Consider the following 20,151-nt stretch of genomic DNA (forward strand, 5'->3'; position numbering starts at 1 on the left):
AGTCCATGACGGGTTCTCTGTTGGGTGTCTCGTCTGTGTTGGTCGTGACGCCGTTGACCGAGGTTGTCCCGACAGCCGCTCGGAGGACCACCTCCATGATATCGCCGGAATCGAGGGGCAGCCCTCGATTCCGGGCATCGGCACCAACTCGAGCACCTCCAGAGCAAGAGTCTTGAGTTGGCTGTTCGTAATGAACTCGTCCGGATCTGTAAGCACCCGTTTGAGCTTTGGTAGGTTCACCAGGTGCGTATCCGGACAGCGGATGAATCAGGTTCCTGATTCACCCGCTTCACTCAGGACTACGTATCAGCTGCTGGACTCCTGAGCCAGAGTGGACAACTAGCGAATGTCGTGGAGACAGAGACGCTAGCGCTGTTCGAGCACCTCTCCTTCGAGTTTCTCGAAGAGTTCGACGTGGTCGCCCCGGCGCAGACGGGGCGAACACGAGACCACGAACCACCAGAGCTGATGCGTGGCTTACTTCACTGCTACTACAAGGACATCTACGGCATCCGTCCTGTTGAACGAGAGCTTCGGAACGCGGTTGTCTGGCTGAGCTGTGGCTTCGATCGACCGCCGTCGAGAGACGCGGCCGATCGCTTTCTCACTGACCTCGAACACGTCGTTGACGAAGTCTTTGACCGGCTCGTCGAACAGGCCGCCCGCCGCGGCCTGCTCGACGTGACCTACTGCATCGATTCGACCGATGTGAGGGCGATGCCCGCCGATCCAGATGCGTCGAAGTGCTACGATCCGACCGAGGACGAGTACTACTACGGCTACGGCTGCACGATCGTCTCGACCGGGCAAAAGATCCCGATTGCAGCCGAGTTCACCGAGAGCAAACAAGCACCAGAAGAGACGGCGATGCGCGTCACCCGTGACGCGCTCGCCGTCGCCCAGCCGATCTGGATGATCGGTGACAGCGCCTACGACACCCTCGACTGGCACGACCACCTGCTGGCCGCAGGGGTCGTGCCAGTCGCTCCGTACAACGTACGAAACACTGACGAGCCGAAAGACATCGAGTACAGGGTCGAAGACCGCATCGAAAAACACAGCGAGGACGTCCAGCTGAAGCAATCGACGCTAGACGAGACGTACAACCGGCGGAGTGGAGTCGAACGAACCAACGAATCAGTGAAGGACTGCGGCCTCGGGCGAACACACGCCCGAGACCGCGTCCACGCACGTGCACAAGTGTTCCTCGCGCTGTGTCTTCGCCTCGTCGTCGCCATCACCAACTACGAACGTGGAGACAATCCGGGAAGTACCGTGATCAGGGTGTGAGAACTCTTCTATGACACCCTCCGCCGTCAGGAAACACGCCGAGAGGGAGGTATCTCTCGGTCGCGCCGTGGCGAGCACACGCTACGCGGTGCTCGCCGTTTTGCTCCCGAGAGAAACGCCGAGAGGGAGATTTGAACTCCCGTGTCCGTGAGGACAGCAGATTTCGAATCTGCCGCCTTGGCCGGGCTAGGCTATCTCGGCTCACCCACACCTACCCCGCTGTGCGTTTTATGGGTTTCGATCTGCAGAGTGGCAATTCGACTGACCATCGAATTAAAATCGATGGCCGTTGGGAACGATTTCATGGACGTTACAGACGCGAACGTGAAAAGCGACGCCGTCCTGGACGCGGTCGGAACCGCCGTCATCGCCGACCGCGAGTTCCTCGAAACGGTTCTCCTCGGCGTCATGGCCCAGGGCCACGTGCTCCTGGAGGACGTGCCCGGCACCGGCAAGACCCTCACCGCGCGGAGTTTCGCCTCCGCACTCGGCCTGTCGTTCAGCCGCGTGCAGTTCACGCCCGACCTCCTCCCGGCGGACGTGACCGGCACCCACGTCTTCAACGAACAGGACCGCCAGTTCGAGTTCAACGAGGGCCCCATCTTCGCCAACGTGGTCCTCGCGGACGAAATCAACCGCGCGCCGCCGAAGACGCAGGCCGCGCTCCTCGAAGCAATGGAAGAACAGCAGGTGACCGTCGACGGCGACACCCGCCCACTCCCCGACCCATTTTTCGTCATCGCCACGCAGAACCCCGTCGAACAGGAGGGAACGTTCCCGCTCCCCGAGGCGCAGGTCGACCGTTTCGCGGTGAAGACGAGTCTCGGCTACCCCGACATGGAGGGTGAAGTCGAACTGCTGCGCAGGCGGGCGGGCCGCCACAGCCAGAGTCCGTCCGTCGAGCGCGTGTTCGACGGCCAGCAGGTCACCGATCTCCAGTCCGTCTCCGAGACGGTGCGCGTCGACGAAGACCTGCTCGAATACATGGCCTCCATCGCTCGCGAGACGCGCGAAGACCGCCGGGTCGAGGTCGGCGTCTCGCCTCGCGGCACGCAACGCCTCTTCGAAGCCTCTCGCGCCCGTGCGGCCATGCAGGGCCGGGAGTTCGTCACCCCCGACGACGTAAAGCGCGTCGCCTACCCCGTGCTCTCCCACCGCGTCATCCTCACCCCGGACGCCAAGGTGAACAACGTCCGGAAAGACGAGATAATCGAGACGGTGCTGGACAGCGTGCCCGTCCCGACGGTGGAGTGACTCCCCTCGAAGAAGGAGCCGTAGCCGATATCGATTTTCTCACGCTCGAAGCGCCGACGTGAGCGCCACCGCCGCAATCAACAGGAACACCAGCGCGGTCATCGGCTGGCCGCCGCTTCCGACCAGGTAGATTCCGTAGCCGACGCCGCCCGCCGAAACCGCGACCACGGTACTCGCAGCGGCGTGCGTGAACTCGAGGGTCTGCGTGTCCGCCTCCCGGCCCAGTTGCTCGCCGACGTTGATGGCCTGCTCGCCGAAGTCCCAGGCCAGTACGGTCGCCATCGCACCGGGAAGGAGCAGTTCCGGTGGGGCAGAGACGAGTCCGCCCGCGAGGACCCCGAGCAAGAGGACGAAACTCCCGACGGTCACGCCTCCGCGAGACCCTCGGACCACGCCGAGCGCGACGAACAGGAGGCCGAGCAGTCCGACGAGTGCGCCCACGCCGCCGACCAGCGTACTCGCACCGAGTGCGACCGATCCGGCGATGATAGCGAGCAGTTGACTCACCCGCGCTGGCGAGCGGTCGATTTCGGTCACCGAACCCACCTCCGGTTGGCCTCGGCGAGCGTCACGCCGAGCGTATCGTCAGCGTGCCAGTCGACGACGCGAAGCCCGCTGGCTCGAAGCGACTGGAGTCGTCGTCTCCGCTCCGCCCGCGCGAGTCGCTGCCCGGTCGTTCCGCCCGCGGTCGGGTCGGGGCTGATGACCGTCACGGCGTGTCCGCTGGCGTCGATGCGGCGTGCCACCTCCGGCGCGAAGCGGTCACAGAGCGGCGAGAAGAACACGACCTGCGCGTCGGTGGGCAGTCGCCGCAGCAGCCACCGCATCTTCAGCGTCGAGTAGAACGTCCCGGCCGGTGGCTCGCGGCCGAACGCGGCCGCGTGTGAGAGGAGTTGCCGTGCTTCCGCCCGGTGGTACGTTCCCGTCCCGGGTGCGAGCCAGGCCTCCTGCGGACCGAGCGCGGCGATGCCGACGCGGTCGCCGTTGTCGAGGAGGGCACTGAACGCGTCGCCCGCGGCACGAACGGCGTGTTCGACCGCCCCGGGGTCGTCGGCGTCGGGGGCCAGGTAGGCCTTCGCACGGGCGTCCACGAGCAGGACGACGGTCGCGGTTCGCTCTTCCCGAAACTCGATCGTCGTCAGTTCGCCCGTTCGCGCTTTTCGGTTCCAGTCGATACGAGAGAGCGGGTCGCCGGGTCGGTACTCACGGGTGGCGAAGAACTCGACACCCGCGCCGCCCTCGCGCGTCGTCACGCGCCCGGTGTGTCGAATCGTCTGTTCTCTGAGTGGCATCGCCTCGGCCGTCGCCGCGAGTCTGGGCGTACACGAAATCGTCGTCTCGTTCGAGAGTTCGAACTCGCGTTCGACGGCACCGCTGAAGTCGCGGACCAGCACCTGCGCTGGGTCGAAGGCGTACTCACCGCGAACCGCTTCGACGCTGTACGCGAAGACTGCCCGCTTGCCGGGACGGAGTGCGGTCCCGAGTCGCGGCGACCCCGTCGTCACTTCGAGTGCCTCGGGCACGCCGTCGACGATTCGGAGGTCGGGGACGGTCGCGTCTCCGACGTTCTCGACCGTCACCTCGACTCGGATTTCGTCGCCGGGTTCCGGCGACGCGTCGCTCACCGAACGGGACAGTTCGAGGTCTGTCGTCGGGGACGTCGCGGTTCGGGCGTACGCCGCGAACGAGACGCCGACCACGCCGACGAGGAGCGTCTCGGGACTGCCGACGAACACCCCGACCGCCGCAGCGAACAGCGCGACCACGCTCACGCCGTGCCAGCGACCCGTTTCGCGGAGCGTCATCGACCGTCCTCCATGTAGGTCGCGACGGCGTCGGTGGTTCGACGGACACGACGCTGGAACGTCGTCTCGCCGCCGAACGAGAGGCGCAACCACTTTCGCAACGACCGACGAGGCGCGGGCGGACCACCGAGAAACGCGGCGGCGTACGGGTCGTCGGTCCACTCACCGGTTTTCAGTCGTTCCCGCGCTTCGTCGCGGGAGCATCCCTCGCGGTCGACTATCGACTCGACCAGCGAGCGCTCCAGCATCTCCCTGAGCTTCTTTCGCGCCCGGAATCGTTCGTTTCGGCCGCCTGCGTGAACGGTTCGGAGGTGGTCATCGAACTCGTCTCCCGGCGTCGGTAACGTGACGTTGGTCTCCGGGTCACCCGTCTCCGCCTGTTGGACGTCGTGGCGACGTCTGCTCTGGACGACGCGAAGCCCCTGAACGAAGGCCAACACGCCGAGCAGTTTCACGAACGCCGCGCCCGTCGAGACCACCGACGCGAGTTCGGGGGCGAACACGACCGCGAGCCCCCAGCCGACGGCCAGGATTCCAACCGCAGTGAGCAGTGGCCGGTCTTTCATCGGTCGTCCTCCGCGTAGTGGCGCTCGATTCGACGGAGTGCCGAGACGGCTCGTCGTTCGCGGTCACCCGTCGGGTCCTCGCCGCCGTAGCGAACCGCCTCGAAGGTGGTGGTCAGTTCGGAGACGTCGTCGGCGTTCATGCCGGCGTCGACGGCCGCCGCCGCGAACTCCCCGGGCGTGCTCGATTCGGGTGACGGCACGTCGAGGTGGTGGGTCATCTCGTGCCACGCCCGGTACACCTCGTTTTCGACGCTCGCGTCAGACTCGATGCGGTCGGCCGCCTCGCCCGCCGCCCGTCCGACTGCGGCGATGTCTTCTTCAGTCGTGGGCACGTCGTCTTCGGGCAGGTCGGGGTCGTTCCCGCTCGAACTCTTGACGAGCAGGACGACCGCACCGACGAGCGCGATGCCGAGGACGACGAACAACGCGAGCGACGGTGACAGCACGGTCGCCGCGCCGTCCCCCGCCCCACCGGAACCCCCCGCTGGGAGCGAGAAGTTCCGCTGTTCGTCGCCGGGCAGGAGACTACCGTTCGCGCCGCCGGTGGATGCGCTCGTACACGCGGTCAGGATGGCGTGAGCCAGCAACACCGGGACCCCGACCGGCCCGACGACGGCGAAGGCACCGAGCAGTCCGGCCCGCCAGTAGGCGACCCCGACGAGAAGGAGAAATCCCCCCACGATGGCCGCGATGGCGGGCCCGGACATGAGCACCGGATAGCAGGGAAAGCTGATGGGGACGACCGGTGCGGTGCCCGGCTGTTCGGGTGACGTCGATTCGTCCGTCTCACCGAAACCGCTGCCACCGGGGCCGAACCCGAAGCCGGTGCCACCTCCGCCGTCCGCGGTCACCGCGGAGTTCAGCGTGGCCGCGGCGAGAGCGATGGCGAGGACACCGAGGAGTGCGATGGCGACAGGACGGGCGCTATCTAGGTCCACGTTTGCGAGTACTGGTATTGAAAACTTAGGTTTTCTGTCTTCTTTCAGGTACGAGCGTACTTCTCGAACGAGAGGGGCGCATTTTCCGCGAGTTTCCCTTATAGATACGACCCGTCGTACTCGTCGGTCGAGCGCGAGGCGTGAGTGTTGCCACACTGGGTGCACTTGATTCGTTCCACGTTGTCCATCGTCGTGTCCAATGAGCCACAGTTGCTACAGTAGTAGCCGAACCGTTCGGTGTGTTCCTCGTCGGTGTAGGCAGGGTAAAAGGAGTCTTCGGTACCCGACTCTTCCTCGTCGCGAGCGACGTACACCTGCGTTCCGTCTTCGGTCGTCGCGGTCGTCACGCCGTCGTCCGTTTCCGTGTTCGGGAGTTCCGTGTCCTCCGTGGTCGGTTCAGTCGTCGTTTCGTCGGTAGCGGCCGGTTCGGTGTACACGTTCTCGATGAGCGATTCGTCGCCGACCTCCACCTCTCTCTCGTCCGTTTGTTCGAATCCGAACCGTTCGAAGAAGTCGTGTCCCGCCGTATTGGCATCGAAGGTCGTCGCCGAGATTCGGTCTGCACCGCGTTCCCGAAGTGACTCGACCGCGGATTCGAACAGTTGCGTGCCGATTCCTGCACCGTGATGTTCGGGGTCGACGAACAACCACTTCACCACGCCCTCCGACCCATCCCGTTCACCGACGACGAAGCCCACGATAGTGTCCCACTCCTCGCTCTCCGCGACGAACACCACGGCGTCCGAGTCGTCGAACGTCCGCGTCAATCGTTCCTCGCCGAACTGCTCCTCAGATAGCGTCTCTATCTGTCGGGGGCTGAGCGCGTACGAGGTCGTCATCGCGCTGTTAGCGAGGTCGCGCATTCGCTCGGTGTCGGCCGAAGCGGGTTCGCGGAGTTGCATGTGTGTACCATTTCCCCCCACGTCGATAAAGCCGGTGACGGAATCGGCGGTGGCTACCGCCGGGCTTTCGGAAGATGGCCGCCGCTGTCGTGCGATGTTCACGGTACCTCGGAAACCTTCGTCCGGTTCCGGACAAATTCGAGGGCGAGAGCGGAGGAGACAACGGTTAACCGTTATACTCCACGCGTCCGTGTCGTCTGTATGCGAGGCGTGGGGGTATTCGTCGTCGTATTGTTCGTCTGTACCGCACCAGTGGTCGCCATCGCTGGGACCGCTGGTGCCGGAACCGGCGGTGCCGACCAGCGCGGGAGCCAGGCCGCCCCGCCGGACCCGAGTGGGGACGTTCTGGGCTGGGAGAACGGCTACTGGCACAACGAAAGCATCGCGGTCGACCAGAGTGACGGCCTGTCGGACGAGGAGTTGAAAGCCTACGTGAGTCGGGCGATGGCGCGCGTCGAGTTCATCCGGAAACAGGAGTTCAAGCGGCCCGTCCAGGTCGAACCGTTCCCGCGGGAACGGTACAGTGAGCTGGTTCGCCTACAGACGCGACAGCAATACACGCCGTCCCAGCGGGCGTGGGAGAACCAGATCTGGGAAGCGCTGTTCGCCACCAACGAGTCGGCCGATGCCGCCCGACAGCAGACCCGACTTTGGCAACAGCGCGTCGCCGGTTTCTACCTGCCGAGCGAAGACCAGATATTCGTCATCTCCGAGGGACCGCTCGTCGTGGACAACGAGACGCTGATTCACGAACTCACACACGCTCTCCAGGACCAGCACGTCGGACTGGGGTCCTCACAGTTCAGCGCGCAGACGATGGACGGGCGGCGTGGCAGCCAGGGGCTGACCGAAGGCGAAGCGATGTACGTCGAAAAGCGGTACACGCAACGCTGTGGTGAGGAGTGGGAGTGCGTCGAGACGCCCGGCCCACCGCGTCCGAAGACGCCATACGGTGGTGGCCCACTCCCCGACTTCAACCTCGCCATGCAGGTCGCCATCATCCAGCCGTACTCTGACGGCCCGGCGTACGTCGCGTCGAACGTCCAGTCGGACGGCTGGAGCGCGATTTCGAAAGAGTACCGCGACCCACCGAAAGCGTCCGAGCAGGTCATCGACCCCGACCAGGAGTCGGACCCACCTGCGCCACTCCGTCTCGGTGAACAGGCGAAAAACGGCTGGAAACTCTACGGAAAGAAGGGTGAGAACGGCTCCGAGACGGTCGGTGAGACCGGCATCTACGCGATGTTCTGGTATCAGGGCCGGGCCTACGACAATCCCATCATCCAGTGGCGGGAGTTCGAAGACCCCGAGGCTGGCACGTTCGACACGTTCAACTACACCAGCGAACCCTCCGATGGCTGGGCGAACGACCGACTCTGGCCGTACCACAAAGACGGGAAACGTGGTTACGTCTGGCGGTCGAAGTGGGACACCACCGAGGACGCCCGGGAGTTCACGCGAGCGTATCGTGACCTCCTCCGGGGTCAGGACGCGAGACGCGTCGCTCCCGGCACGTGGGTCATCGAAGACGGTGGCTTCGCCGACGCCTTCCGCGTCGTCCGTGACGGGCGAACCGTGACGATAGTGAACGCCCCGACGGTCGACGATTTGGAGGACGTTCGGCCTGGTGCCGCGAAAGAAGCTCGCCAGTCGTCGTCGGACGCGAAAAATTTCGGTCGTTAGGCCGTCGCTTCGGTGGCGTTCGTCGGAAGCGCCTGGGTCTCGTCGGCCGCCGTCAGCAGGTCGTGGTAGCGGTTTCGAATCGTGACGGTGCTCACGTTCGCGATGTCGCTGACCGCGTCCTGGGTCAACTCCTCGTCTTCGAGGAGTGCGGCGGCGTACAGCGCCGCGGCCGCGAGACCGAGGGGTGACTTCCCGCTGGTGATGCCCGCCTCTCGAGCGGTCGTGAGGAGGTCGTGCGCTCGGCGTTTCGTCCGCGCGTCGAGGTCGACTTCGCTCTCGAAGCGAGTGAGGAACTGCTCCGGGTCGGCCGGTTTCACTTCGAGGCTGAGTTCGCGCACGATGTAGCGGTAGGTGCGTTTGAACTCCATCTCGTCGATGCGGCTCACGCTCGCCACCTCGTCCAGACTGCGCGGGACGCCGGTCTGGCGCGCGGCGGCGTACAGCGAGGCGGTCGCGACGCCCTCGATGGAGCGGCCGGGAAGCAGGTCGTCTTCGAGCGCGCGACGGTAGATGACGCTGGCCGTCTCGCGGACGTTCTTCGGCAGTCCGAGCGCGCTCGCCATGCGGTCGATCTCGCCGAGCGCCTGCTTGAGGTTGCGCTCCTTGCTGTTTCGGGTACGGAACCGCTCGTCCCACGTGCGCAGGCGCTGCATGGTCTCTCGCTGGCGAGGGCTCAACGTTCGGCCGTAGGCGTCTCTGTCTTGCCACCCGATGCTACTCGACAGTCCCTTGTCGTGCATCATCTTCGTCGTCGGGGCGCCGACGCGGGATTTCGAGTCGCGTTCTGCGGCGTCGAACGCGCGCCACTCCGGCCCGCGGTCGATGGCGTCCGCTTCGACGACGAGACCGCACTCCGCACAGGCGGTCTCTGCGTGTTCCGCGTCGGTGACGAGGTGACCGCCGCACTCGGGGCAGGCGTCGTGTTCTCGTTCGGTGGTCGATACAGTCCGTTCTGTCTGCTTCGTTTTCGTACTCATTATCGTGGATGAAAGCGGTTTCCAGAAGGGAGAAAACGTGCGCCGGAAACCAGTTCGCTAACTATAGGTTAGTGAAGCAAGTATTTAAAGATATCGTATGATTGCATCCTGTCATCTGGCGGAGTCTAACTATCTGCTCCCGAATACGTGTCCGAAATTTTGTTCTCTATCGACAGTATATGCCCAGATTAAACTGCACATAAGAATATACCCCTGGTACTTCCAGCCCACCAGAGATGACGAGACAGACGCGTCGAACGTTCGTCGCCACTGCCGGTGTAATCGGGCTCGCAGGGTGTTCGTCGCTCTCCGGGTCGTTCCCGGCGGCCGACGACGGTGGAAAAGCAAGTGGTTCCGGTGGGGCGAACGTCGCGGTCGCAGACGACTTTACGAACCTCGCTCACTGGCAAACCGTGGACGGACAGGGGTCGCTCTCGAAATCGACCGACGCGTACGAGGGTTCGCGGTGTGCGCGCGTTACCGGGAGCGAGCAGACGAATGCGGGACAGATCGTCCGGTCGCTTTCCGGGACGGACCTCCGGGGAACGAACTTCTCGATGGCGGTCAAGTTCACGACTCACGAACAGGTGAAAATCGCCATCCAATTCCTCGCACCCGACAGCGAGCACGTCGTCACGCTGAAACGGACGCTGGTCGGGCCGAAAGACCGCTGGGTGCGTGTCAACTTCGGCATCACGGGGATGGACGAGGGAGCAGACCTCTCGGCGGTCGACGAACTTCGCATCGTCGGGCGACCGGTCGACCCGAACGCGGAGAAACCGGTCGAGTTCTTCGTCGACGACCTCCGGACGGTCTCTCGCTCGGACACGGGCTACGTGATGTTCACGTTCGACGACAGTCACGCCAGTCACTACCGTGCGTTCGAGTTGATGAACGAGTACGATTTCGCGGGCGTCGAGGGTGCCATCCCCGAGAGCATCGGCAACGACGACCGCTTGACCGACGAGGAGTTGTCCACCATGGCGAAGGGCGGCTGGGACGTCGCGGCCCATCCCAACGTCGGCGCGCAGTTCATCTCCGAATACTCCGACGACGAACAGAAAGCGCTCCTCAAAGGCACGCGTGGCTCGCTCGAATCGATGGGATTCGAAGACGGCGCACGCCACCTGCTCGTCCCGAAGAATCTCGTCGGCGCGACGACGTTCGACCTCGCACACGAGTACTACGACACCGTCTTCAGTTTCGGTGCCTGTCCGAACGCGATGCCCTTCGAACACGAGGACGCCATCGTCTCGCGGACGTACGGGAAGGATATCGACCTCGTGAAACGTTACGTCGACTACGCCGCCGAGTACGGCCAACTCGTCGTCCCGCTCTTCCACGAGGTCGGGAAGGGTGGTGACGTGAGCGAACGCGAGTTCGAGGCGCTGTTGAAGTACGTCGAAAAGCAGGACGTAAAGGTCATCACCGCCTCCGACCTGCTGGAACTGTAGGTCGGTCACTGGGCGGTTCTGGGTGGCCGCCGGATTCCCACAGACTTGGCCGCCACCGGAGGGTCTTAACGCATCGAATACCTACCGTCTCGTATGACAGAACAGGCGACACTCGCCGGCGGGTGTTTCTGGTGTCTCGAAGCCGCGTTCGAGGAGTTAGAGGGCGTGGAGTCGGTCACGTCCGGTTACGCGGGCGGGTCGGTCGAGTATCCGTCCTACGAAGAGGTCTGCTCGGGTAGCACGGGCCACGCGGAAGTCGTCCAGCTCACCTACGACCCGCAGACGGTCGACTACGACGACCTGCTCCAGGTGTTTTTCACCATCCACGACCCGACGACGCTGAACCGGCAAGGGCCGGACGTGGGCAGCCAGTACCGCTCCGCCATCTTCTACCACGACGACGACCAGAAGGCGTCCGCAGAGCGGTTCATAGACGAACTCGAAGCCGCAGACGCGTTCGACGACCCAATCGTGACCGAGGTGGAACCGCTGGAGGCGTTCTACGAGGCCTCGGAGTACCACCAGAACTACTACAAGAAGAACCCCAACGACGCCTACTGCACGGTGAACGCCCAGCCGAAGATTCGGAAGGTGCGCGAGAAGTTCGCCGAGAAGGTTCGACAATAGAGTAGGCTATCGGTCACACTCGTCGGACGAAGACGCGTCTGCTTCCATCACGGCCTCGTCGCTAGCGCGGATTTTGCGGCGGACGACGCACGTGAGTAGAACGACGATGGCGGCGGTGGTGACTGACACACCGGGACCGAGGGCGAAGAGAGCGTTGCGAGGACGAGGTACGGAACGAAGAGTGACCAGTCCCGTCGGTGCCTCCCACTGTAGTCGTGTGAAAACCTCACGAGTGTGCGACGGTTTTCTCCCTCGATTGTAACGCTGCCAGCCAATCCGCGGTGTGCAGAGCGTGAACGGTACAGTACAGACGACTTGGGAGTCACCCTACCGACGAGTCAGAACGTCGTCAATCGTTTTACCGCACGGCGTGGTTAGCACCGATACCGATGCCAGTCCAACCAGATTACGTCAAGAAGGTGGGAAACATCCTGCTCGAACGCTACCCGGATGCGTTCACCGACGACTTCGACCAGAACAAAGAGAGCGTAGCGAAGTTGACGAACGTCTCGTCGAAGAGCGTCCGCAACCGAATTGCGGGCTACGTCACGAGAAAACACGAACGCGGCAGGGAAGAGGAGTTCCTATGACGGTTCGGTAGTCGTCGCTCCGGTTCCGACGGGCGCTTCCCAGGCGTAGACCACTCCGAGTCCGACGAGCACGACCACGCCGAGAACCGCCACGGCGACCAGCGGCGAGTACCCATCGGCCACGACACCCCCGGCGAGTTTGAGCGGCAGTCTGACCAGCGCGTACACCATCGACGCGGCGCTGAGCACCGTGGCCCGGCCGACCGACCCCGCGTTGTCGTTGATATGCTGGTTGACCAGCGGCTGAAGCACAGTCTGCGAACCGGTTCTGACGAAGAACATCGGGAGCGCGAAGATGGGAGCGAACACCGGGACGACGAGCGAGACGCCGAAGAACAGCGGGACGAACACCGTCGTCATCCGGAGACCCACCACGTCCTCGATGGTTCCGGCGTGATAGCTCAATCCGGCAGAGATGAGCGTGAATCCGGCGTACAGTGGTCCCATGAGTTCGACCGAAATCCCGAGCGTTTCCGTCGCTATCGGCTGGACGTACGGCTCGACCGCGGCAGTCGCGGCGAAAAACAGCGCCACGTACGTCACGAACGACCGAAGCGGCGGTTTCGAAAGGTGGTGGCGCACGATTCGAAGCGCATCGAGTGGCGACAGCACGTCGCGGTCGTCGTCCGTCGTCGCTCGATTCCGTGGCAGCGTCAGGAGCACGAACACGCCGGCACCGTTCAGGACGCCGGATGCGAGAAACGGCAATCTGGGGTCGAGTTCGTACAACACTCCTCCGGCGAGCACCGTCACGACGGTCACCGCTCGATTGACCGCCATACCGCGACCCCGAACCCGAGCGAACTGGTCGGTTCCGAGTTCGGCACGGAGCGTCTCGTAGAGCCACGCATCACCACTGCCGGAGCGAAAGACGAGCGAGAGCGTCCACAGGACGTACAACCCAGCGAGTGCGAGAAAGGAGCGTGCGAAGACGAATCCCAGGATGGAGGCAGTCATACAGACCGAACTGACGAGGAGGCTATCTCGGCGGCCGATTCGGTCACCGACGTAGCCCGTCGGAATCTCGCCGAGTACCGTCAGCGTGGAGTAAAGCGCGCTGAGAAGGGCAATCTGTGTGTAATCGAGGTTGCGATAGAGCAGAAAGAGGGTGAAAATCGGCGAGAAAAATCCGAACGAGATGGTCGCCTGATAGCAGTAGTACTTGTAGACGGTCGGCAGACGAGACATCTACCCAGACTTCGAACGACTGATAGTAAACGGTTTCCTGATACTCATTTATGTAATGTATATGTCATTTTTGCCATAGATACAGGCATCTAGGGAACGTAGTCCGGTGTATGCACCTGTACGCCGCGATGCGAGGCGGGCTCCTCGTCGCCGACGAGACGGAGACGACGGGAGTACGACTGGCCGACCACGACATAGAGTGTATCGCCGCGACGTCCGACCGCGTCTTCTGTGGGACGTTCGACGCCGGACTCTTCCGAAGCGACGACGCGGGCGAGACGTTCCACTCGGTCGGCGGGGAGACGATTCGCGAGTCGGTGATGTCGCTCGCGGTCGACCCGGACGACCCCGAGACGGTGTGGGTCGGAACCGAACCCAGTGCCGTCTATCGAAGCACCGACGGCGGCGATTCGTGGGAACGACGCGAGGGGTTGACCGACCTACCTTCGGAACCGCAGTGGTCGTTCCCGCCGCGCCCCCACACCCACCACGTCCGGTGGATAGAACCGGACCCGTACGACACGGACCACCTCTACGTCGGTATCGAGGCCGGTGCGCTCGTACAAACGCACGACGCTGGCGAGACGTGGGAGGACAGGGTCTCGGGCGCTCGGCGGGACAACCACTCGCTTGCGACCCATCCCGACGCGCCGGGACGGGTCTGGTCTGCCGCGGGCGATGGCTACGCAGAATCCGAAGACGGCGGCGAGACGTGGCAGTACCCACAGGAGGGACTCGGCCACCGCTACTGCTGGAGTGTCGCGCTCGCTCCGGACGACCCGAACACCGTCCTGCTCTCCAGTGCCAGCGGGCCGCGAACCGCGCACAACGCCAGTTCCGCCGAGTCGTACGTCTACCGCAAGCGCGACGGCGAATCGTGGGAGCGACTCGACGGTCTTCCGACCGGCGAGGGCATCACTCGGGCGGTGCTCACTGCCGGAGAATCGGCTGGCGAACTGTACGCCGTCAACAACAGGGGAATCTACCGAACCGAGGACGCGGGGGAGACGTGGAGCCGACTCGACGTGGAGTGGCCCGCCGGATTCGAGAAACAGACCGCGAGAGGCGTGGCGGTGTTTCCGTAGGTCGACCGGCGATACGACGGCGTCGGCCGTGTTTCGGAGTCGACCGGTAGTTCTCTACCGGGACGGCATCCGCCGGTCGAGGAAGTCGCCGACGAGTTCGAACGAGCGGATTTTCTGGTCGATGTCGGTGCTGCCGTGGCCTTCCGCACCGAGTTCCTCGTATTCGTAGTCCACATCCTCCTCGAATCCGTCTTCGTCGAGTCGGTCGCGGAACAGTCTCGCCTGCGAGACGGGCACTCGACGGTCGTTGACGCCGTGAACCAGCAGCAGTGGCTCGCTGAGATTCTCGGTGTACTCGATGGGGCTGCGCTCCCGATAGAGGTCGTAGTTCTCCTCGGGGTCGCCCAGATACTTCTCCATGAGTCCGGTCTGGAAGTGTGGCATCGTGTTCTCGTACATGTCGTGGAGGTCGGTGACGCCGACCCACGCGATGCCCGCCGCGTACAGCTCTGGATACTGCACCATCTGCCAGTAGGCGCTGTAGCCGCCGTAGGAGCCGCCATAGGCGACGATTCGCTCCTCGTCTATCCACTCCTGTTCGCGGAGCCAGCGAACTCCTTCTGCGATGTCCTCCTGCTCTGTGCCACCCCAGTCACCGATGAGGCTGTTCTTGAACTCCCGCCCGCGTCCGATCGAGCCACGGTAGTTGATCTCGAGGACGCTGTACCCACGGTTGGTGAAAAACTGTGCTCGCTGGTCGAACTCCCGAAGGTCGTGTGACGCCGGGCCGCCGTGTATCTTCACGACCGCCGGAGACGGTCGTTCACCCGAATCGTACAGCAGACCGCCGATCTCCCACCCGTCGTGCGATTCGAAGGTTATGTACTCCGCGTCGGTGAACGATTCGGGGTCGATATCGCCGTACTCCGGTTCGAGGAGGGTTCGTGTCTCGCCCGAGTCGACGTCGGTGACGAGAAGCGCAGGACGCTGGGTGGGCGTCGTCTGCTCTACGAGCAGTCGTCCCTCCCCGAGCAGGGCCGAGTCGCCGAGTTTCGGGAACGACGCGACGCCGACAGGGAGGTCGAGGTCCGTCGTCTCGCCGTCGAGGTCGTAGACGAGCGGGACGATGGCAGCATCTCGCGTTCGAAGCGCGAGGAAGCCACTCCCGTCCGGGAGGAATGTGACGGGATTCTCGACGTACTCGCCCGTCCCGAACCAGTCTATCTCGTCCGATTCGAAGTCGTAGACGCCACAGCGCGTCTTGTCTTCGGAGTTGTCCGAGACGAGGAGCCGGGTCCCGTCGGGTGACCAGCCCGAAAGCCGGGATTCGCTCCCCTCCGTCCCGATTTCGAGGTTTCGTGGATTCGACCCATCGGCGTCGGCCACGTACACGTCGACGTTCTTCAGGTCCTCCGATTCGTTGGCCACGTACGCGATTCGGTCACCATCGGGACTGAACAGCGCGAAGTGGACCCCTAGCTCGTAGTCGGTGAGTTGGTCGCTCGTCTCCGTCTCGCGGTCGTAGCAGTAGAGGTTCATCTGCCCGCCGGCACTACTGGTGTAGAGCAGTCTGTCGTCGCGTACGTCAGTGAGGACACACTGCCCAGAATCTTCGACGACGGGGCGGGCGTTCCCATCGAGGTCGATCTCCCAGATGTCGTTTTGCTCATTCCCCGCGTCGTCGTTGTGGAAGAACAGGCGCTCGCCGTCCGGTGCCCACGTGAACCACCAGCGCGCGTTTCGTGGTACCTCTCCGTCGCTCACTTGCCGCATCTCACCGGTCGCCACGTCGATGACGTGGAGTTCGTTGCGGCCCGTGCCGTCGTAGTAGACTGCAACTTGCTCTCCGTCGGGTGAGGCAGCGGGGTGGTGAAACTCCGGAAGGCTCGCGAGTTCTTCGAGTGAGAATTCCTCCGTCATCGTGACGTACCCACAAACGTCAGTGTAACAATCTTTTCGGTCGTGAGATACGAGTCGATGACGACGGCCAATCCGCGGGCTATCGTCGGAGTCGTCGAAAATCGAATTCGAAATGGTCGTTCTCGGCAGCTACTCCACGAGGGTGGCGACGGCGTCGGCGTGGACCACCGACCCCGGAAGCTCTCGACCGAGATTACGAAAAGTTCGAGGAGAAAGCCTCGCCGTTTACGGCGGGGATGAATCCGACACCGTATTCAGATACCGCCGACGATAGCAGGGCCGGATATTCCACGGATTGTTTCACATTCACTCCGCACTACACAGGTATAAGTATTTGTGGTGACATAGGTTACGTATGGCGAAACAGGTCGTTACGCGAACCTATCGCGCCCGTATCTGCAACTACTCGCAGGTACGCAACGACCTTGATTCGCTCGGATTCGCCGCCAGCAAGCTCTGGAACGTTGGCCGATGGACGGTCCAACGTGTCTGGGACGGTTGCGGCCAGATTCCCGGCGCGAACGCGCTCATGGCGTACCTCAAGAACCACGAACGCTACAGTGACCTCCATTCTCAGTCGAGTCAACGAGTTCTCCAAGAACTCGGTGAGGCGTTCACCAGTTGGTACGGCAAGCGCGGAAACGGGGATGAGAACGCGAATCCGCCTGGCTACCGCAAACACAACGACGACCACCCACGGTCAACAATCACGTTCAAAGCAGCTGGTTTCAAGCACGACACGCACAACAACCGAGTCCGTCTCTCGAAAGGCAAGAACCTCAAAGAGAATTGGCCGGACTTCGTTCTGTGCGAGTACGATGCCATCGGCCCGTCCGACAGAACTATCGAGAACGTTCAGCAGGTTCGTGCGGTGTACGAACACGGCATCTGGCGGTTGCATTTCGTCTGTCGCGTCTCGATTGACGAAGCTGAATCGCCCGGTGACGGCGTGGCAGGAATCGACCTTGGCATCTGCAACCTCGCCACAGTCTCGTACGGCAACGAATCAGTGTTGTATCCCGGTGGGGCGCTCAAAGAAGACGAATACTACTTCGCCAAGAAGCGTGCCGAGACGGACGACTCGGCATCACGCGAAGCCCGCCGTCTCGACACCAAACGTACTGACCGCCGGACACACTTCTTGCACACGCTGTCGAAGGACATCGTATCCGAGTGTTCCAAAAGGGGTGTCGGAACGATTGTTGTTGGTGACCTCGGCGGCACCCGCGAGGACGAGAACGGCGATGCTCGAAACTGGGGTAAGCACGGCAATCTCGACTTGCACGGGTGGGCGTTCGACCGCTTCACGTCGATGCTTGAGTACAAGGCCGAAGAATGCGGTATTGCGGTCGTCACGAAGTCCGAGCGCAATACGTCGAAAACGTGTTGTGCGTGTGGTCGGTCTGACGACCGCCAGCGCATTCAGCGAGGCATGTACGTATGTGAGTGTGGGTTAGTTGCGAACGCCGATAGTAATGGTGCGGAGAATATCAGACGAAAAGTACTCCCGAATCTCGCCTGTGATGGGGGAGATAGGGATAACGGCTGGTTGGCACAGCCAGCGGTGCGCTTGTTCGATTGCAGCGAGGGCCGGTTCGCCCCGCGAGAACAAGTTGGTAACCGCGAATCTTAATATCCCAACTCAGGGGAATCCTCGCGCTTTAGCGCGGGGAGGATGTCAATCGAGGTCGAAGCGGTCGAGGCTCATTACTTTGTCCCACGTATCCACGAAGTCACGCACGAACTTCTCCTCTGCGTCGTCGGAGCCGTAGACGTCTGCAATGGCTCGAAGCCGGGAGTTTGACCCGAAGACGAGGTCCACGCGGGTACCCCTCCACTCGCGTTCGCCGGTCTCACGGTCGCGCAACTCGTAGATGTCCTGGGCATCCGAGGCCGCTTCCCACTCCATGATGTCCTGGGATTCCGAGCCCGCTTCCCACTCGTAGTCCATGTCGAGCAGGTTCACGAAGAAATCGTTGGTCAACGTCTCCGGCTGGTCGGTGAAGACGCCGAAGTCCGAACCCCGGTAGTTCGCACCCAGCGCGCGCATGCCGCCGACCAGAACCGTCATCTCGTCGGCCGTCAGGTCCAGGAGGTCGGCCTTGTCGACCAGCAACTCCTCCGCCGGCTGGTCGGTCTCGTCCCCGAGGTAGTTACGGAACCCGTCGGCTTCCGGTTCGAGCACCTCGAAGGAGTCGACGTCGGTCTGTTCCTGCGAGGCGTCGGTACGGCCCGGTTCGAACGGAACGTCCACGTCGTATCCGGCGTCCGCTGCAGCCTTCTCGACGGCTGCGCAGCCGCCGAGAACGATGAGGTCGGCGAGCGAGACTCGCTTCCCATCGGTTCGCGAGCCGTTGAAGTCGTCCTGAATCTCTTCGAGCGTCCCCAGCACCGTCTCCAGCTGGTCCGGCTCGTTCACTTCCCAGCTCTTCTGCGGTTCGAGGCGAATGCGGGCACCGTTCGCTCCACCGCGCTTGTCGCTGTTGCGGTACGTCGATGCCGACGCCCAGGCCGTCTTGACCAGTTGGGGGACGGACAGGTCCGAAGCGAGAATCGTCTCCTTGAGCTTGGCGATTTCTTCGTCTCCGATCAGTTCGTGGTCGACGTCGGGGACGGGGTCCTGCCACAGCATCTCCTCGTCCGGAACCTCCGGGCCGAGGAACCGGGACGGTGGGCCCATGTCACGGTGGATCAGCTTGTACCACGCTTTCGCGAAGGCGTCCTGTAGCTCCTCTGGGTTCTCCTGGAAGCGCTCGACGATCTCCCGATAGTCCGGATCACGCTTCAGAGCGATGTCCGTCGTCAGCATCATGACGGTCTGCTTTTTCGACGAGTCGTGGGCGTCCAGCACGGTGCCGTGTGCAGCCTCGTCCTTCGGAGTCCACTGCCACGCACCGCCGGGACCCTTCTCCGGCTCCCACTCGTAGTCGAGCAGGTTGTCGAGATAGCCCATGTCCCACTGGGTCGGCGCGTCGGTCCACGGGCCCTCTATCCCACTGGTGATGGTGTCGCTCCCCTTGCCGGAGCCGTGGCTGCTCTTCCAGCCGAGACCCTGCTCCTCGATAGGGGCCGCTTCGGGCTCGGGACCGAGGTTAGTAGTGGAGTCAGCACCGTGGACTTTCCCGAACGTGTGTCCGCCGGCGATGAGCGCGGCCGTTTCTTCGTCGTTCATCGCCATCCGGCCGAACGACTCTCGGATGTTCTCCGCTGACGCGAGCGGGTCCGGATTGCCGTCCGGTCCCTCCGGATTCACGTAGATGAGACCCATCACGGTGGCGCCGAGCGGGTTCTCGAGTTCCCCCTCATCGTCGAAGCGCTCGGACGCTTCCATCTCGTCTTCGGGCCCCCAGTAGACGGCCTCGTCGGGCTCGTAGGCGTCCTCGCGCCCGCCGGCGAATCCGAACGTCTCGAAGCCCATCGACTCCAGGGCGACGTTCCCTGTCAGGACGATCAGGTCGGCCCACGAGAGTTTGCGGCCGTACTTCTGCTTAACCGGCCAAAGAAGCCGGCGCGCCTTGTCGAGGTTCGCATTGTCGGGCCAACTGTTGAGGGGCGCGAAGCGCTGTGTGCCGCCGGACGCGCCGCCGCGGCCATCGCTGGTGCGGTACGTGCCGGCGCTGTGCCACGCCATCCGGATGAAGAGCGGCCCGTAGTGTCCGTAGTCAGCCGGCCACCACTCCTGTGACGTCGTCATGACCTCTTCGATGTCCGCCTTTACCGCGTCGAGGTCGAGCGTCTCGAACTCCTCGGCGTAGTCGAACTCTTCGCCCATCGGGTCGACCGGGCGAGCGTTCTGGTCGAGGATTTCCAGATTCAGCTGATTCGGCCACCAGTCGTGGTTCGACCCACTCATCGTCGGGTCACCTCCGAAATCTCGCCGTTCTCCTGCTCGCAGTCGAGTTCTCCTGTACCGTGTTTCGGTGTATCCTCTG

General features: G+C 63.2%; 18 protein-coding genes, 1 tRNA gene and 1 pseudogene. 8 read left to right on the top strand and 12 right to left on the bottom strand.

From position 1 onward, the window contains the following. A pseudogene (locus ACR3FF_RS13460) lies at positions 1-240 on the bottom strand (ISH3 family transposase); the annotation flags it as partial. Positions 241-321: 81 nt separating this feature from the next. On the opposite strand from ACR3FF_RS13460, the gene ACR3FF_RS13465 reads away from it, so the two are divergent. Then, positions 322-1,290: a transposase gene (locus ACR3FF_RS13465; RefSeq protein ID WP_458188639.1), complete on the top strand. Its 969-nt coding sequence runs from the start codon at positions 322-324 to the stop codon at positions 1,288-1,290. A 116-nt stretch (positions 1,291-1,406) separates the two neighbouring features. Here the strand turns inward: ACR3FF_RS13465 and ACR3FF_RS13470 are convergent. After that, a tRNA-Ser gene (locus ACR3FF_RS13470) sits at positions 1,407-1,491 on the bottom strand. Between the two features lie 102 nt (positions 1,492-1,593). Here ACR3FF_RS13470 and ACR3FF_RS13475 point away from each other — a divergent pair. Next, positions 1,594-2,544 carry an AAA family ATPase gene (locus tag ACR3FF_RS13475; RefSeq protein ID WP_458188590.1) on the top strand — a complete coding sequence of 317 codons (951 nt, stop codon included), beginning with the start codon at positions 1,594-1,596 and terminating at the stop codon, positions 2,542-2,544. A gap of 39 nt (positions 2,545-2,583) precedes the next feature. Here ACR3FF_RS13475 and ACR3FF_RS13480 read toward each other — a convergent pair whose 3' ends face one another. From ACR3FF_RS13480 to ACR3FF_RS13500, 5 genes are all read right to left on the bottom strand, one after another. After that, a complete protein-coding gene (locus ACR3FF_RS13480; protein WP_458188591.1) occupies positions 2,584-3,081 on the bottom strand; it encodes a DUF7519 family protein in 498 nt (165 codons plus the stop codon). Then, positions 3,078-4,349 carry a DUF58 domain-containing protein gene (locus tag ACR3FF_RS13485; RefSeq protein ID WP_458188592.1) on the bottom strand — a complete coding sequence of 424 codons (1,272 nt, stop codon included), beginning with the start codon at positions 4,347-4,349 and terminating at the stop codon, positions 3,078-3,080. The genes ACR3FF_RS13480 and ACR3FF_RS13485 overlap by 4 nt, the downstream gene beginning before the upstream one ends. Further along, the gene (locus tag ACR3FF_RS13490) at positions 4,346-4,915 is read right to left on the bottom strand and encodes a DUF7269 family protein (RefSeq protein ID WP_458188593.1); all 570 of its coding nucleotides are present in this window, start codon (positions 4,913-4,915) and stop codon (positions 4,346-4,348) included. Before ACR3FF_RS13490 ends, ACR3FF_RS13485 begins: the two co-directional genes overlap by 4 nt. Then, a complete protein-coding gene (locus ACR3FF_RS13495) occupies positions 4,912-5,853 on the bottom strand; it encodes a DUF4129 domain-containing protein (protein ID WP_458188594.1) in 942 nt (313 codons plus the stop codon). The genes ACR3FF_RS13490 and ACR3FF_RS13495 overlap by 4 nt, the downstream gene beginning before the upstream one ends. Before the next feature lie 98 nt (positions 5,854-5,951). Next, the gene (locus ACR3FF_RS13500) at positions 5,952-6,755 is read right to left on the bottom strand and encodes a GNAT family N-acetyltransferase (protein ID WP_458188596.1); all 804 of its coding nucleotides are present in this window, start codon (positions 6,753-6,755) and stop codon (positions 5,952-5,954) included. A 201-nt stretch (positions 6,756-6,956) separates the two neighbouring features. Here ACR3FF_RS13500 and ACR3FF_RS13505 point away from each other — a divergent pair, with 201 nt between their 5' ends. Continuing rightward, a complete protein-coding gene (locus ACR3FF_RS13505; RefSeq protein ID WP_458188597.1) occupies positions 6,957-8,438 on the top strand; it encodes an Hvo_1808 family surface protein in 1,482 nt (493 codons plus the stop codon). On the opposite strand, the gene ACR3FF_RS13510 is transcribed toward ACR3FF_RS13505, so the two are convergent. Then, positions 8,435-9,415, bottom strand: a complete 981-nt coding sequence (locus ACR3FF_RS13510; protein ID WP_458188598.1) for a transcription initiation factor IIB — start codon at positions 9,413-9,415, stop codon at positions 8,435-8,437. The two genes, ACR3FF_RS13505 and ACR3FF_RS13510, sit on opposite strands and share 4 nt — an antisense overlap. A 236-nt stretch (positions 9,416-9,651) precedes the next feature. On the opposite strand from ACR3FF_RS13510, the gene ACR3FF_RS13515 reads away from it, so the two are divergent. Further along, positions 9,652-10,869, top strand: a complete 1,218-nt coding sequence (locus tag ACR3FF_RS13515) for a polysaccharide deacetylase family protein (protein ID WP_458188599.1) — start codon at positions 9,652-9,654, stop codon at positions 10,867-10,869. A gap of 93 nt (positions 10,870-10,962) precedes the next feature. After that, a complete protein-coding gene (gene msrA, locus ACR3FF_RS13520; protein WP_458188600.1) occupies positions 10,963-11,496 on the top strand; it encodes a peptide-methionine (S)-S-oxide reductase MsrA in 534 nt (177 codons plus the stop codon). A 6-nt stretch (positions 11,497-11,502) separates the two neighbouring features. Here msrA and ACR3FF_RS13525 read toward each other — a convergent pair whose 3' ends face one another. Further along, positions 11,503-11,625: a hypothetical protein gene (locus ACR3FF_RS13525; RefSeq protein WP_458188601.1), complete on the bottom strand. Its 123-nt coding sequence runs from the start codon at positions 11,623-11,625 to the stop codon at positions 11,503-11,505. A gap of 260 nt (positions 11,626-11,885) precedes the next feature. On the opposite strand from ACR3FF_RS13525, the gene ACR3FF_RS13530 reads away from it, so the two are divergent. Beyond that, positions 11,886-12,086, top strand: coding sequence for a 30S ribosomal protein S17e (locus ACR3FF_RS13530; protein WP_458188602.1), 201 nt, complete (start codon positions 11,886-11,888; stop codon positions 12,084-12,086). Here ACR3FF_RS13530 and ACR3FF_RS13535 read toward each other — a convergent pair. Then, a complete protein-coding gene (locus ACR3FF_RS13535; RefSeq protein ID WP_458188603.1) occupies positions 12,081-13,274 on the bottom strand; it encodes an MFS transporter in 1,194 nt (397 codons plus the stop codon). The genes ACR3FF_RS13530 and ACR3FF_RS13535 overlap by 6 nt on opposite strands. Positions 13,275-13,384: 110 nt before the next feature. On the opposite strand from ACR3FF_RS13535, the gene ACR3FF_RS13540 reads away from it, so the two are divergent. Then, a complete protein-coding gene (locus ACR3FF_RS13540; RefSeq protein WP_458188604.1) occupies positions 13,385-14,359 on the top strand; it encodes a WD40/YVTN/BNR-like repeat-containing protein in 975 nt (324 codons plus the stop codon). 54 nt (positions 14,360-14,413) lie between these two features. Here ACR3FF_RS13540 and ACR3FF_RS13545 read toward each other — a convergent pair whose 3' ends face one another. Next, entirely contained in the window at positions 14,414-16,219 is a 1,806-nt protein-coding gene (locus tag ACR3FF_RS13545) for a S9 family peptidase (RefSeq protein ID WP_458188605.1), read from the bottom strand. A gap of 355 nt (positions 16,220-16,574) precedes the next feature. Between ACR3FF_RS13545 and ACR3FF_RS13550 the strand changes: the two genes are divergently transcribed. Next, positions 16,575-17,852, top strand: a complete 1,278-nt coding sequence (locus ACR3FF_RS13550) for an RNA-guided endonuclease InsQ/TnpB family protein (RefSeq protein WP_458188606.1) — start codon at positions 16,575-16,577, stop codon at positions 17,850-17,852. 45 nt (positions 17,853-17,897) lie between these two features. On the opposite strand, the gene katG is transcribed toward ACR3FF_RS13550, so the two are convergent. Next, positions 17,898-20,072, bottom strand: a complete 2,175-nt coding sequence (gene katG / locus ACR3FF_RS13555) for a catalase/peroxidase HPI (protein ID WP_458188607.1) — start codon at positions 20,070-20,072, stop codon at positions 17,898-17,900. Positions 20,073-20,151: the final 79 nt, after the last annotated feature.

It is taken from the genome of Haladaptatus ordinarius (assembly GCF_054177595.1).